The organism is Shinella sp. (assembly GCF_035998705.1).
Classification (GTDB): domain Bacteria; phylum Pseudomonadota; class Alphaproteobacteria; order Rhizobiales; family Rhizobiaceae; genus Shinella.
Genome location: NZ_DASYHH010000021.1, coordinates 93,464 through 107,232, shown reverse-complemented (window position 1 = coordinate 107,232; position 13,769 = coordinate 93,464). Strand labels below are relative to the sequence as shown.

The window sequence follows — 13,769 nt, the reverse complement described above, 5'->3', positions numbered from 1 at the left end:
CGATGACCGATCTCGACCTCGACAAACTCGCCCGCCGCACACCGCCGGCTCCCGATGCGGATGCCCGCGCCCGTGCGTTCGCCTCCGCCATGCAGGCTTTCGACGGTGCGGAAAAAAATTCGGACCTCGCCCAAGGATCGACCGGCGGCGGGCGTCGAAGCTCCATGTTCAACCGGATATGGAGCCCTATCATGAACCGCAGACTTCTCGCCGGCTCGGCGCTTGCCACGCTTCTCGTCGTGCCAGTCGCCGGCCTCGTGACCTATGAAATGGTGCGCAACGGCACCGTGGCGCTGACATCAGAGACGGAGATCGCGGCAAAGCCGACCGATCAGGATCTTCGCCTCCGCAAGCCCACGACGGGCAGGGATGAGTTCTCCGCCGATGAAATTGCCAATCTTGTAAACCGTCCCAAGAGAGAAGCGGACGCGACGGCAAAATCGCAATCCTCCGCAGAAGCAGATGCGCGCGCGACCGCCGCCGACAGTGCTCAGTCCACGAACACGCTGGCCGTCGAGCCCGCGCCGCTTGCCGAAAGCAGCGAAGAAGAGGCGGTCGCAGCGGCGCCCGATTCCTATATGCTCGGCGGTGCCGCCACGACGCAGGCCCTGACGCGTAGCGTCGTGCAGCCTTCCGCCACGGCGGATGCCATGCCGACGCCCGTGGAAGACCGCGAGCGTTTCGCCTCCGCCGATGCGAACCCGGTGAAGAGCGTTGCGACCGATCCTGTGTCGACCTTCTCGGCGGATGTCGACACGGCGTCCTATTCCTACGTTCGCGGTGCGCTGCTCGGCGGCAGCCTGCCGGAGCAGGATTCCGTGCGCGTCGAGGAGATGGTCAACTACTTCCCCTATGACTGGAAGGGGCCGGAGACGGCGGACAAGGCGTTCAACGCCACCGTCACCGTCATGCCGACGCCGTGGAACAAGGACACGCAGCTTCTGCATGTCGGCATCAAGGGCTTCGAGACGGCGGCGACGGCGCAGCCTTCCGCCAACCTCGTCTTCCTCATCGACGTGTCCGGCTCGATGGACGAGGCCGACAAGCTGCCGCTGCTGAAGAGCGCCTTCCGCCTGCTCGTCGGCAAGCTGAAGGATACCGACACGGTGTCGATCGTCACCTATGCCGGCAATGCCGGCGTGGTGCTGGAGCCGACGGAGGCGAAGGAGCGCGACAAGATCCTGTCGGCCATCGACAATCTCCAGCCAGGCGGCTCGACGGCCGGCGCGGAAGGCATCGAGGCGGCCTATGCGCTGGCCAGGAAGGCCTTCAAGACGGATGGCGTCAACCGCGTCATGCTGGCGACGGATGGCGACTTCAATGTCGGGCCGGCGAGCGACGAGGACCTGAAGCGCATCATCGAGGCGCGTCGCAAGAGCGGCATCTTCCTCTCGGTGCTGGGCTTCGGCCGCGGCAACTACAATGACGGCATGATGCAGACGCTGGCGCAGAACGGCAACGGCACGGCCGCCTATATCGATACGCTCGCCGAGGCCCAGAAGACGCTGGTGGAGGAGGCGGGGTCCTCGCTCTTCCCGATCGCCAAGGACGTCAAGTTCCAGATCGAGTTCAACCAGGCGCGCATCGCCGAATACCGCCTCATCGGCTACGAGACCCGGGTGCTCAACCGCGAGGATTTCAACAACGACAAGGTGGATGCCGGCGATATCGGCTCCGGTCACCGGGTGACGGCGATCTACGAGGTGACGCCGAAGGGCAGCCCCGCCGTGCTGAACGATGCGCTGCGCTACGGCAAGGAGCAGGCGGCAGCGACACCGGCATCCGACGGCGGCGAACTTGCCTTCCTGAAGATGCGCTGGAAGAAGCCGGACAGCGACACGAGCGAACTCGTCACCATGCCGGTGACGGACGCCAATGCGGTCGCCGACATGAATGCGGCTTCCACGGACGTTCGCTTCTCCGTCGCCGTCGCCGCTTTCGGGCAGAAGCTGAAGGGTGTCTCCGCTCTTCAGGATTACGCCTACGGCTCGATCCTCGGCCTCGCGCAGGCCGCCAAGGGCGAGGATCCCTTCGGCTACCGGGCGGAATTCCTGAAGCTCGTGCAGCTCGCCGGCGGTCTTTCGGGGGAGAAGGCGCAGTAAAGCCTTTTCCGCTCCTACAATGGGGAGTGGCTGCTATCAGTCCCTCCGGTCACGCCCCGTGTCGCTTCGGCCCTTCCCCCCGCGGGGAGGGCCGATCGATTCGGCCTCATGCAGCGTCAGCCCGACATCGCGTAGCAAATGCTCGTCCTTGCGCGCCATGATCAGCCGCAAGGAATCCCGTTGCGCCCGGACCTGGCGGTAATTGTCGGCCCATGTTTTCAGTCCCTTGACCAGCGCCCGAAAGATATTCATCGCCTTCGCCCTTCCATTTTCCGGAGAGAGCCAAGCAAAGCGCTAGACATTTCACAAACGAATAGCGATTATGGCTGGCATCAGAAAAAGCGATGGCGCCATGTATCCACCCCTCGAAAGCGATCTGCTCAGAATTTTCGTTGCCGTGGCGCAGGCCGGCAATGTCACCCATGCGGCCGAGAGGCTCGGACGCACGCAATCCGCCGTCAGCATGCAGATACGCAAGCTGGAGGATTCGGTCGGCGCGACGCTTTTCGAGCGGGGCCCGCGCGGTGTCGCGCTTTCGCTGGAGGGCAAGCGGCTTCTGCCTTATGCGCGGCGCATCGTCGGTCTGGTCGACGAGACGACGGCGGCCATGCGCACGGCGCCGCTCGACGGGCCGGTGCGGGTCGGCATCCCGGAAGAGTACAACCAGACCGTCCTGCCCAATGCGCTCGCCGCCTTCGCCGAAATCCATCCGGGTACCGAGGTGACGGTGTTTTGCGGCTACACGGAACAGCAGATGGAGGCTTTGGAGGCCGACGAAATTGACCTCGCCGTCATCTTCGACTGGTGCGAAGGCACGTCCGGCGAGATCCTGGCAATCGATCCCACCGTCTGGGTGGCCTCCGTCGCGCACAAGCGCCATCTCGAACGCCCCGTGCCCGTCGCCGTCTACTGGCAATCAAACTGGTGCCGGGATTTTGCGTTGCGTTCGCTGGAGCAACATACGATCCCGTATCGCATCGCCTATACGTGCGATACCAGAGGGGGCTTGTGCTCGGCCGTTGCAAGCGGCCTCGCGATCGCGCCGCTCTCGCGCAGCAATATCCCGCCGGGCGCGCGCGAACTCACCGGCGCCGATGGCTTTCCGTCGATCGATTCCTCGCGTGTCGTGCTGAAGCGCAATCCGCGGCGCGGCGGGCCGGCGATCGACGGCATGGCGGACATGCTGCGCAAATCTTTCGGCCCGGTCGCGGCCGCGGCGAATCAGGCTTTCGGGTAAGCCCGTTCCAGGCCGCCGGAGCGGGTCAGCCCCGCGCGGAAGGCGGCATAGGTGGCGTGCTGGCTGGAACGGGCGGTTTCCGTCAGCCGCACTTGCAGGCGCGCCGGGGCAACGGTTCCAAGCCATTCGCCGAGCTTTTCCAGCTTAAGCGTGTTGAGGAAACGCGCGGTGGCGGCGTGGTCAAGATGCAACGCCAGCCCCTCCAGCAGGTTCTCGTCCTGCTTGGCGTTTTCCATCAGCAGGCGAAGATAGGCCTGGTCGGCCTCGCCGAGGCCCGCAAGCTTGTCGGCCACGGTCTGCCGGTCCGGAAAGGCTGCAAGGTCCGCGCTCATCGTCATCCCCCAGAGAATCGTGTCGCCTCTGGATAGGCCGCCGAAAAACCGGTCGCAAGCCTGCGGGGTAAGTTTGGATGAAAAATCCAATATTGACAAAATATCCATGATCGGATTGTTTGCCGCCATGTTCGACTCATCAAACGCCGATACGCTGCTTCGCCAGCACAGTGCCACGGCCGCGGCCATCTCGACCCTGTTCTATCCGCATGCCGAAATCGTGCTGCACGATCTCGAAACGGGCCTGATCGCCGGGATCTGGAATGCCTTTTCCGGCCGCAAGGCGGGCGTGGAATCGCTCGTCGAGGAGGCGCTGGAAGGGGCGGGGGAAGCGGGCGTCTACGGTCCCTATGAAAAGACCGGCGAGGACGGGCGGCGGTTGAAATCGGTGACGGCCGTGCTGAAGGACGATCACGGCCAGGCGATCGGCCTTCTCTGCATCAACATGGACGTCTCGCATTTCGACGCGGCTTCGAAACTGCTGGCGGCTTTTTCCGGGGTGGTGGCGCCACGCCCGCCCTCGCTTTTTGCCGGCGACTGGCGGGAGGAGATCAACACGGCGCTGCACGACTGGCTGCGCAGCCGCGGCCTGGCGCTAACGGCGCTCAAGAAGGGCGACCGGGTGGCGCTCGTCGGGGCCCTCGACAGCCGCGGCCTGTTCCAGACGCGCAACGCCGTCGATCACCTGGCCTCCCTTATCGGCACCTCGCGCGCCTCGATCTACAATTATCTCGCCGATGCCCGGCGCAGCCAGAAGGACAGGACATCGTGACCACGCTGCCGGATTTCCGCCTCGAAACCCATTTTTCGCGCTGGGAGTTCAAGGCGCGCCACCACATGACGGCGAGCGACGCCGAGACGATGACCATGTCCGACCTGCTGGCTCTGGCCGGCCCGGAAGACCTGGAGACATGGGAGCGCGTCTCGCTCGGCTATACCGAGACCTGGGGTGCGCCGGCGCTGCGCGAAACGATCGCCACCACCTATGACACGCTTTCCGGTGCCGATATCCTGACCTTCGCCGGGGCGGAGGAGGGGCTTTATTGCGCCATGCTGGCTTTGCTTTCGCCGGGCGACCACGCCATCGTCACCGTGCCGAACTACCAGTCGATGGAGACCATGCCGGTGACCATCACCGGCAATGTCACGGGTGTGGCGCTGCGGCCGGAAAACCGCTGGCAGCTCGATCTCGACGAGGTGCGCGCGGCACTCCGGCCCGAAACCAGGCTCATTGCTGTCAATTTCCCGAACAACCCGACAGGCACCATTGCCGACCAGGATATTTTCCGCGGCCTCGCCGAACTCTGCGCCGAACGCGGCATCCATCTCTTCTCCGACGAAGTCTATTGCGGGCTGGAGATCGATGGGGCCAAACGCCTGCCGCAGGCGGCGGACCTGTTCGACAAGGGCATTTCGCTCAACGTGATGTCGAAGGCCTATGGCCTGCCGGGCCTGCGCATCGGCTGGATCGCCTGCCGCGACCACGCGCTGCTGTCGCGCATGGAGAAGATGAAACACTACCTTTCCATCTGCAATGCGCGGCCTTCCGAAGTACTGGCCGGCATCGCCATCAAGGCGCGCGAGACGATCTTCGCCCGCAACCGCGTGCTCTGCGCGGAAAACATGGCAAAGCTCGGTGGTTTCTTCGCGGATTTTCCGCATCTTTACGAATGGGCCGCGCCGGATGGCGGCTGCGTCGCGTTTCCGCGGTATCTCGGCAAGGACGGCGTGGAAGAGCATTGCCGGCGGCTGGTGGAGGAAAGGGGCGTGCTGCTTCTGCCCTCCACCCTTTATGTCTCCGACCTCCTGCCCGTACCGATGGACCGCTTTCGCGTCGGCGTCGGGCGGCGCAACATCGATGCCGGGCTCGACGCGTGGCGGGCGTTCTTGTCGGGGGCTTGAGCGCGTCAGTTACCGCAGGGTAAGCTTCGCCACAGCCGAATGGAGACAGGGATTGGCCACAAAAGCAGGTTTTCTCTCATCCGCTATTGTTTTGCTCGCGCTCTTGGCATCGCTCTCATCTGCGTCATCCAAGGAGTTTAAGCAATGCGGCGTCGGGCGCCATGTGCCGGTGCTACGGGTTGTCGACAAGGTGCTTGGAAAGGATCCTTCCGGCCAAGTCTACGCAGATGTCTGGGTGATAATGAATACGGATTCTGCCTTCGTCCGGGATATGAAGGTGCGGCCCGATGCGGTGACGCAATTCAACGGCACGCTCCAATTTGCATTGCCCGACGAGGGAGGCGCTCACGGTGTCGGAATATCGCTTTCAAACCAGTCGATTACCGCTACGGTCCCCACAAAACTCCGCATCGCGGTAAAGCACAGAGCTTATCGAGAGAGGCTCCTGGCGATTCCGGCCAAACAGCTGGAGGCGTGGGTATGTCATCGATCTTTCACCTACGACGACGGAACCAGCATCATTATGAATTAATGGGTTTTCCCTCGCCAATTGCTGTGCTCCTGGGAGCAGGTTCCTTCTTCAGAATGTCGGTCGCTTTATGATCAGCGTCGACGCCGTCGATCAGCAGCACGTCGCCCACCGAATTCAGCGTGCGTAGCGGCAGGATCGCGCGGTAGGCCTCGGAGGTGTACCAGCCTTCAGCGTCCTTGCGCGTCGGGAACGACAGCATGATCACGTCGCCGGCGAAGCTGCCTTCGAGCACGCGTTTGTTGCCGTCGCCATGGATCACGAACTTGCCACCGAAGGGCGCCATGGTGGCGTCGATCCCCTCCAGATAGGCGACGATCTGCGGACCCATCGTGACATTGTGCAGGTGGGCGAGAGCGTAGGTGGTCATCGGGTTTCTCCTGTGAACGGGTTTAGTTGACAGGCAATCTAGGCAGTCGGGTGCGGCGGATCGATTACCTTTCAGGTAATGCCAAGGCCTACGCGCAAGAAAAAGCCGCCCGCGGCGTTGGCCGGGGCGGCTTGTGATATCGCGCTAGTGAGCAATTAGCCGCGGCGGCGGCTGCTGCGTTCGCGGGCCGGCTGGGCGGCGCTTTCGTCGGCGGTCTTGTTGCGCAGCGGGCCGATCCGCTCGATGATCGTTTCAAGCGCCGGGCGTTCGCGCGGCTCGTGCGCGTCGAGCGCCACCCGCATGGCGGCGAGGTGCTCGCAGGACGTGCCGCAGCAACCGCCGATGATGCGGGCGCCGGCATCGCGGGCAAGCCGCGCATATTCGGCCATCAGCGGCGGCGTGCCGGAATAATAGATTTCCGAGCCGCGAAATTCCGGAATGCCGCAATTGCCCTTGACGACGACGGTCGCCGACGGGTCGGCGCCGGTCATGTCGAGCAGCGAGGAGAGGATGTCGGAGGCGCCGACGCCGCAATTGGCGCCGACCGCGAGCGGGCCTTCGCCGATATCGCCGGCAACGCCGTGGATGTCCTTCGGGTGAAGGCCCATCATGGTCTTGCCGGCGGTGTCGAACGAACCGGTATAGACGAAAGGCATACCGACCTTGGCCGCACCTTCGGCCGCGGCGCGAATCTCTTCCGGCGACGACATGGTCTCGATCCAGGCGACATCGGCGCCGCCGGCCTTCAGGCCCTCGATCTGTTCGACGAAGGCGGCGACGGCGTCGTCATAGGTCATCGCGCCGAGCGGCACGAGCAATTCCCCCGTCGGGCCGACGGAGCCGGCGACGATGACCTTGCGATCGGCCTTGTCGGCGACGGCGCGGGCGATCTCGGCGGCCTTCCTGTTGAGGTCGAAGACGCGGTCCTGCGCGTGGTGCAGTTTCAGGCGATGACGCGTGCCGCCAAACGTGTTGGTGAGGATGATGTCCGCGCCGGCATCGACGAAGTCCTGGTGGAGCTTGGTGATGTTTTCCGGCTTGGCCTCGTTCCAAAGCTCAGGCGCTTCCCCGGCTTCGAGGCCCATGGCGAAGAGCGAGGTCCCGGTTGCGCCATCGGCAAGCAGGAAGGGCTTTTCGGCAAGAAGCTCGGCAAGCGGGTTCGTCGCGGTCATCGGCATATCCTTCTGTTTGTCGCATCATATAAAGATTTCTTTATGTGATTGCAATCGTGTCGACGGCAAAAGAAAAGAGCGCCCGCGAGGGCGCTCAAAAAAACAATACCTCACCTCGTCATGGTCGGGCTTGACCCGACCATCCATCCACCGGCACGCTGCGGACGTGGATCCTCGGGTCAAGCCCGAGGATGACGGAGGAGAGGCGTGCTTCAGGCCGCCTTCGCCTCGTGGCTCGTCGGCGTCACCATGCTGGAGATGATGGCGCTGAGGCTGAGGGCGCCGATCGGCTTGCCGGTTTCGTCGACGACATGGGCGAGCGTCTGGTTGACGGCGGTCATGGCGCGGGCCGCGACTTCCAGCACGGTTCCCTTGACGATCGGCATGCCTTCCGGGTTGCCGGATAGCGGTGCCATGATCGTCTCGACATTCACCACGCGGCCGCGGTTCACTTCCTTGACGAAGGCGGTGATGTATTCGTCGGCCGGGTTCAGCACGATTTCCTGGCCGGTGCCCTGCTGCACGACCAGACCATCGCGCAGGATGGCGATCTTGTCGCCGAGGCGCAGCGCCTCGTCGAGATCGTGCGTGATGAAGACGACGGTCTTCTTGAGTTCCTTCTGGAGATCGAGAAGCACGGTCTGCATGTCGACGCGGATCAGCGGGTCGAGCGCCGAATAGGCTTCGTCCATCAGCAGGATGTCGGCATCGTTGGTCAGCGCCCGGGCAAGGCCGACGCGCTGCTGCATGCCGCCCGAAAGCTGGTTCGGGTAGTGGTTCTCGAAGCCGGCAAGGCCGACGCGCTCGATCCACTGCTTTGCCCGTTTTTCACGGTCGGCAGCGCCGACGCCCTGGATTTCCAAGCCGTAGACGGTGTTTTCCAGAACGGTGCGGTGCGGCAGCAGCGCGAACTTCTGGAACACCATCGCCGTCTTGTGGCGGCGGAATTCGCGAAGATCGTTCTCGCTCATCTTGCAGACGTCGACGCCGTCGTAGAGCACTTCGCCCGCGGTCGGGTCGATCAGCCGGTTGATGTGGCGGATCAGGGTCGACTTGCCGGAGCCCGACAGGCCCATCACCACCATGATGCCGCCCGCCGGCATGGAGATGTTGATGTCGCGCAGGCCCAGCACATGGCCGTATTTCTGGTTCAGTTCGGCCTTGCCCATGCCGTTCTTGACGGCATCGACATGGTCGCCGCCGCGGGGTCCGAAGATCTTGTAGAGATTGCGGACCTCGATTGCATGACTAACCATGAATTACCTCCGAATGCTTCTGCAGCCGTCTGCCATAGGCCTGGCTCGTACGGTCGAAAATGATGGCGATGGCCACGAGCGCGAACCCGTTGAGGAACCCGACCGTGAAGAACTGGTTGTTGATGGCCTGCAGCACGTTCTTGCCGAGACCGCCCACACCGACCATCGAGGCGACGACCACCATGGCGAGCGACATCATGATGGTCTGGTTGATGCCGGCCATGATGGTGGGAAGGGCGAGCGGCATCTGCACGTTCTTGAGCTTCTGCCAACCGGAGGAGCCGAAGGCATCCGCCGCCTCCAGAACCTCCTTGTCGACGAGCCTGATGCCCAGGTTTGTAAGGCGGATCATCGGCGGCACGGCGTAGATGACGACCGCGATCAGCCCGGGCACCTTGCCGATGCCGAAGATCATGACGACGGGGATGAGATAGACGAAGCTCGGCATCGTCTGCATCACGTCGAGCACCGGGTTGACGAAGGACTGCACCCGGTCGGAGCGCGCCATGACGATGCCGATCGGTATGCCGACGATGATCGCGATCATCGTACAGACCGTCACCATGGCGAGCGTCACCATCGTGTCGTTCCACAGGCCGAGAAGGCCGATGGCAAGCATCGAGAGCGCGGTGCCGATGGTAATCTTCATGTTTCGGCTGCCGTAATAGACGATCGCCACCATGATGATCAGGATGATCGGCCAGGGTGAGCTGACGAACAGCCGTTCGAGATAGTTCAGGAACAACTGCAATGGCTGCACCATTGCATCGATAATGTTCACATATTCTCTGACGAGGCCCTTGAAGCCGTCGTCGATGACTTTTCGTGCCGCGCGGACGCTGGCGTCACTGAAGGCCGGAAACTTGCATAGAAAGCCTGGCAAAAATTCGCATATGCCTGCCATCCTTTTCCCCTCTTCTACCGGAAGTTATTGTCCCGCATCGCAATGAAACGAGTTTGCAATTGCGAACGGGACGGTGCGCACAGGGATATTCTTGTTCTGGTTCCCGGCTTGCAGTCCGTCTTCGCACGAACTGCCGCTTGATACTGTGCTGTTTGCGACCTCTGCAGTTTCTTGGGCGGGCGTCAGGCAAAAAGCCAGCGTCCTCGTTCAGGTCGCGAAAGGCCGGCAGCCGGGGAGGGCTGCCGGCGATGGTGCGTCAGAGAGCGGCCTTGACCTTCTCCGCGACGTCCGGGGCGACCCACTTGGTCCACATGTCCGGATAGTTTTCGAGGAAGTACTTCGCAGCATCCTCGTTCGTGCCCTGGTTGTCGGTCATCCAGGCGAGAACCTTGCCGACCGTGCCGTTGTCCCACTGGCGGGTCTTCATATAGTCCATCGCGACGCCGGCCTTTTCGGAGAAGGACTTGGTCACGACGGTGAAGACGTCCGAGGTCGGGTAGGAGTTGACCTTCGGATCGGGGCAGTCCGGAACCGCCGTGCAGGCATCCCAGTCGGCCTTGTTGTGTTCGACGCCGAAGGAGAGGCGCGTCATCTCGTACTTGCCGAGGATGGCGGTCGGTGCCCAGTAGTAGCCGAGCCAGCCGGCCTTCTTTTCGAAGGCGTTGGCGATCGAGCCGTCGAGGCCGGCCGCCGAGCCCGTGTCGACCAGTTCGAAGCCGTCGGCATCGGCGTTCAGCGCCTTGTAGAGGTTGGCGGTCGACACCTGGCAGTTCCAGCCCGACGGGCAATTGTGCACGGCGCCCTTCGAGGCGTCTTCCGGCGCCGGGAAGAGGTCCGGATGCTTCAGCGCGTCCTGAACGGTCTTGATGTCCGGATGGGCGTCGGCAAAGAATTTCGGAATCCACCAGCCTTCGACGCCGCCTTCCGAGAGAAGGGGAGCGAGCTGGATCAGCCGGCCTTCGCCGATGGCCGCGTCGAGCGGTGTGCGCACGGCATTCACCCACATTTCGGGTGCGACGTCCGGCTCGCCCTTTTCGTTCATCGAGGTGAAGGTCGGCATGGTGTCGCCGGTCACCAGCGTGACCGTGCAGCCGTAGCCGTTTTCGAGGATGAGCTTGTCGACATGCGCGGCAACGCCGGCAGACGCCCAGTTCATTTCGGCGATCGAGACTTCACCGCAATCGGCCGCCTGTGCGGCACCGGCAAAGCCGTAGAGGCCGGCAGCGAGGATAGTGGAAGCAAGGAGCTTCTTCATGAGTTTTAAGACCTCCCAGTCTTGGATGCAGCGATCAACCCGGAAGGCAGCGCAGGCTACTGCGTTGTCCCGTCTGCCCGAAAGTTTTACGGCAGCCATGGAGGTTCGATGCCAGGTGAGGCGAGCCAAATCCCCCTGCTGCAACGACGTCGAGCTTTTTTCTGGTCCGCCGGCGGAACCCTGTCACCGGCGTCGTATCCTCGTCCGTCACAGGGGTAGCCTACGGGTTCTCATTGAGAAATCAACCTCCTGCGCGTCCGTCCGCTGCCGGTTGCGGCCCGGCGGGCGGGCAAGATGCTGAAAAACCGGCAACCCTGTGGTGGAAAAAATGAGCGTTTGCTCGCATCGGGGCAAATGTCCGCGGGGTCGATTGCCCGGTTGCGCGCGATGGTCGTTGGATGCGGACATATCCTGTCCCGTATGCGCCGCTTTGAGCTTGCAAAAAATATTTTGCGATTTTTCAAAAAAAGTCGCGATTCATCTTTGCTTAAGCTCCCGATAACGGTCCGGTAAGGATGTGCCGCTATTGCTTTGGACATGGCGGGGGACACCGCCGTCCGCTCCGGAAAGGTCTAGCGTACCGGAGTGCCTTGGCTCCGATGCGTATTTGTCGGAAGCCGCCATGCGTATCTGGCAAGCCGTGCATCACTTAACGGGATGCACGGCTTTCGCCGTTCTGGCGGCACGTTCAAAAAGCAAAAATCCATAAAAAACGCCGCCTCCCGGAGAGAGGCGACGTTCCATGCGAGCGGACCTGACGTCGCGCTCGAAACAATCAGCCGACGGAGCGCGTGCGGATGAAGCCAAGCGGACCGAGTGGCGCGTCCATGACGACGTTGCGCACGCGGGACTGGCTCCGGGGGGCTTCGCCGTTCCAGGCGATCTGTACGAAATTCGGCTTGCTGAAGATGAACAGCATGGTCTTTGTCCTTGAAACCCGAAGCCACTCGCCTCGGCTGTGTGATGACGTGGATATAGGCATGTCCGGGGCGAAAGTCACGATCGTTCACGGCGCAAAATGTCGCAGAATGAACAGCAGATCTGCCATGCTCGAATTGCATGGCGTTCTGTTGCGCAATTGCATCTGCCGTCGCTCCGGAATTGCGGTAAGTCAGGGCTTTTCGGCGACGGAGCGGAATGCTAGGGGGGAGGCATGACAAGAACGATCATGCTGCAGGGAACCGGCTCCGATGTCGGAAAAACGGTATTGGTGGCGGGGCTCTGCCGCATCGCCGCAAACCGCGGCCTCAGGGTGCGCCCGTTCAAGCCGCAGAACATGTCGAACAACGCCGCCGTTTCCGCCGATGGCGGCGAGATCGGCCGGGCGCAATGGCTGCAATCGCTCGCGGCCCGCGTCCCGTCCTCCGTGCACATGAACCCGGTGCTGCTGAAGCCGCAATCCGACGTCGGCAGTCAGATCATCGTGCAGGGAAAAGTGTTCGGGCAGGCGAAGGGGCGGGACTATCAGGCGCTGAAGCCGAAGCTGATGGATGCGGTGCTGGAAAGTTTCGGGATCGTCTCGGACGGTGCCGATCTCGTCGTCGTCGAAGGCGCGGGCTCGCCGGCGGAAATCAACCTCCGGGCCGGCGACATCGCCAATATGGGCTTTGCGACGCGCGCCAATGTGCCGGTCGTGCTCGTCGGCGATATCGATCGCGGCGGCGTCATCGCCTCGCTGGTCGGCACGCACGCCATATTGCCGGCGGAAGACCGGCGCATGGTGACCGGCTATCTCATCAACAAGTTCCGCGGCGACGTGACGCTGTTCGACGACGGGATTACCGAGATCGGCCGCTTCACCGGCTGGCCCTGTTTCGGCGTCGTGCCGTGGCTGAAGGACGCTGCGCGCCTGCCGGCCGAGGATTCGGTCGTGCTGGAGCGGCTCGCCAAGGGCGGCGGCGGGGCCCTGAAGGTGGCCGTGCCGGTGCTGCCCCGCATTGCCAATTTCGACGATCTCGATCCGCTGAAGGCCGAGCCGCAGGTCGATCTCGTCTTCGTGCGGCCGGGCGAGCGTTTTCCGGCCGATGCCGGGCTCGTCGTGCTGCCCGGTTCGAAATCCACCATTTCCGACCTCGGCGATTTCCGCGCCGCCGGCTGGGACAGGGACCTCGCCATGCATATGCGCCGCGGCGGCCGCGTCATCGGCATCTGCGGCGGCTACCAGATGCTGGGTCACCGCGTCACCGATCCGCTCGGCATCGAGGGCAGCGAGCGCGAGGTCCAAGGCCTCGGGCTGCTGGCGGTCGAAACGGAAATGGCGCCGGAAAAGACCGTGCGCAACAGCACGGCCCGCTCGCTGCAATATGATGTGCCGCTGGAGGGCTACGAAATCCACCTCGGCCGCACCACCGGGCCGGATGCGCTGCGTCCCGCCGTCAGCATCGACGGGCGGGCGGATGGCGCGGTCTCGCCGGATGGCCGGGTGACGGGCACCTATCTGCACGGTCTGCTGTCGAGCGACGCCTACCGGGCGCGGCTGCTCGCCGACTTCGGCATCGAGGGCGGCGGCTTCGATTATCGGGCAGGCGTCGATGCGGCCCTGGACGGTGTCGCGGCGGAGCTGGAGGCCGTTCTCGACCCGGCCTGGCTCGACCGCCTTTTAGGCAGCGCTGATTAAATCGCGCGCCTGAAACGTTCAGCCATCGGGTTCCTGTGACGACCGGCCTGTCGCACCAAAGTTGCGCCAGAATTCGGTGCGAGGACAGATGGA

At 63.3% G+C, this 13,769-nt stretch carries 14 protein-coding genes; 6 read left to right on the top strand and 8 right to left on the bottom strand.

The annotated features are described in order from the left end of the window. Window positions 1-2 precede the first annotated feature (2 nt). Window positions 3-2,102, top strand: coding sequence for a VWA domain-containing protein (locus tag VGN93_RS15980; RefSeq protein WP_327508219.1), 2,100 nt, complete (start codon window positions 3-5; stop codon window positions 2,100-2,102). A gap of 36 nt (window positions 2,103-2,138) precedes the next feature. Here VGN93_RS15980 and VGN93_RS15975 read toward each other — a convergent pair whose 3' ends face one another. Next, the gene (locus tag VGN93_RS15975; RefSeq protein WP_327508218.1) at window positions 2,139-2,354 is read right to left on the bottom strand and encodes a hypothetical protein; all 216 of its coding nucleotides are present in this window, start codon (window positions 2,352-2,354) and stop codon (window positions 2,139-2,141) included. A gap of 100 nt (window positions 2,355-2,454) precedes the next feature. On the opposite strand from VGN93_RS15975, the gene VGN93_RS15970 reads away from it, so the two are divergent. Beyond that, window positions 2,455-3,339, top strand: coding sequence for a LysR family transcriptional regulator (locus tag VGN93_RS15970; RefSeq protein ID WP_319323387.1), 885 nt, complete (start codon window positions 2,455-2,457; stop codon window positions 3,337-3,339). Here VGN93_RS15970 and VGN93_RS15965 read toward each other — a convergent pair. Continuing rightward, on the bottom strand, window positions 3,324-3,671 hold the full coding sequence (locus VGN93_RS15965; RefSeq protein ID WP_327508313.1) for a hypothetical protein: 348 nt from the start codon (window positions 3,669-3,671) through the stop codon (window positions 3,324-3,326). The two genes, VGN93_RS15970 and VGN93_RS15965, sit on opposite strands and share 16 nt — an antisense overlap. Window positions 3,672-3,798: 127 nt before the next feature. Between VGN93_RS15965 and VGN93_RS15960 the strand changes: the two genes are divergently transcribed. Genes VGN93_RS15960 through VGN93_RS15950 form a run of 3 tightly spaced genes read left to right on the top strand, consistent with a single transcriptional unit; the run spans window position 3,799 to window position 6,105 of the window. Beyond that, the gene (locus VGN93_RS15960) at window positions 3,799-4,443 is read left to right on the top strand and encodes a helix-turn-helix transcriptional regulator (protein ID WP_327508217.1); all 645 of its coding nucleotides are present in this window, start codon (window positions 3,799-3,801) and stop codon (window positions 4,441-4,443) included. Further along, complete coding sequence (locus tag VGN93_RS15955; protein ID WP_327508216.1) at window positions 4,440-5,573, top strand: pyridoxal phosphate-dependent aminotransferase; 1,134 nt, start codon at window positions 4,440-4,442, stop codon at window positions 5,571-5,573. The genes VGN93_RS15960 and VGN93_RS15955 overlap by 4 nt, the downstream gene beginning before the upstream one ends. 52 nt (window positions 5,574-5,625) lie before the next feature. Next, on the top strand, window positions 5,626-6,105 hold the full coding sequence (locus VGN93_RS15950) for a hypothetical protein (RefSeq protein ID WP_327508215.1): 480 nt from the start codon (window positions 5,626-5,628) through the stop codon (window positions 6,103-6,105). Here VGN93_RS15950 and VGN93_RS15945 read toward each other — a convergent pair. From VGN93_RS15945 to VGN93_RS15920, 6 genes are all read right to left on the bottom strand, one after another. After that, window positions 6,095-6,472: a DUF1330 domain-containing protein gene (locus tag VGN93_RS15945; RefSeq protein ID WP_327508214.1), complete on the bottom strand. Its 378-nt coding sequence runs from the start codon at window positions 6,470-6,472 to the stop codon at window positions 6,095-6,097. The two genes, VGN93_RS15950 and VGN93_RS15945, sit on opposite strands and share 11 nt — an antisense overlap. A 155-nt stretch (window positions 6,473-6,627) precedes the next feature. Further along, the gene (bmt, locus tag VGN93_RS15940) at window positions 6,628-7,644 is read right to left on the bottom strand and encodes a betaine--homocysteine S-methyltransferase (protein ID WP_327508213.1); all 1,017 of its coding nucleotides are present in this window, start codon (window positions 7,642-7,644) and stop codon (window positions 6,628-6,630) included. A gap of 212 nt (window positions 7,645-7,856) precedes the next feature. After that, on the bottom strand, window positions 7,857-8,900 hold the full coding sequence (locus VGN93_RS15935; RefSeq protein ID WP_327508212.1) for a glycine betaine/L-proline ABC transporter ATP-binding protein: 1,044 nt from the start codon (window positions 8,898-8,900) through the stop codon (window positions 7,857-7,859). Then, complete coding sequence (locus VGN93_RS15930) at window positions 8,893-9,804, bottom strand: proline/glycine betaine ABC transporter permease (RefSeq protein ID WP_319323369.1); 912 nt, start codon at window positions 9,802-9,804, stop codon at window positions 8,893-8,895. The genes VGN93_RS15935 and VGN93_RS15930 overlap by 8 nt, the downstream gene beginning before the upstream one ends. Before the next feature lie 256 nt (window positions 9,805-10,060). Then, entirely contained in the window at window positions 10,061-11,059 is a 999-nt protein-coding gene (locus VGN93_RS15925) for an ABC transporter substrate-binding protein (protein WP_319323365.1), read from the bottom strand. A gap of 775 nt (window positions 11,060-11,834) precedes the next feature. After that, the gene (locus VGN93_RS15920; RefSeq protein WP_319323364.1) at window positions 11,835-11,978 is read right to left on the bottom strand and encodes a hypothetical protein; all 144 of its coding nucleotides are present in this window, start codon (window positions 11,976-11,978) and stop codon (window positions 11,835-11,837) included. A gap of 234 nt (window positions 11,979-12,212) precedes the next feature. Here VGN93_RS15920 and VGN93_RS15915 point away from each other — a divergent pair, with 234 nt between their 5' ends. Further along, on the top strand, window positions 12,213-13,676 hold the full coding sequence (locus VGN93_RS15915; RefSeq protein ID WP_327508211.1) for a cobyric acid synthase: 1,464 nt from the start codon (window positions 12,213-12,215) through the stop codon (window positions 13,674-13,676). Window positions 13,677-13,769: the final 93 nt, after the last annotated feature.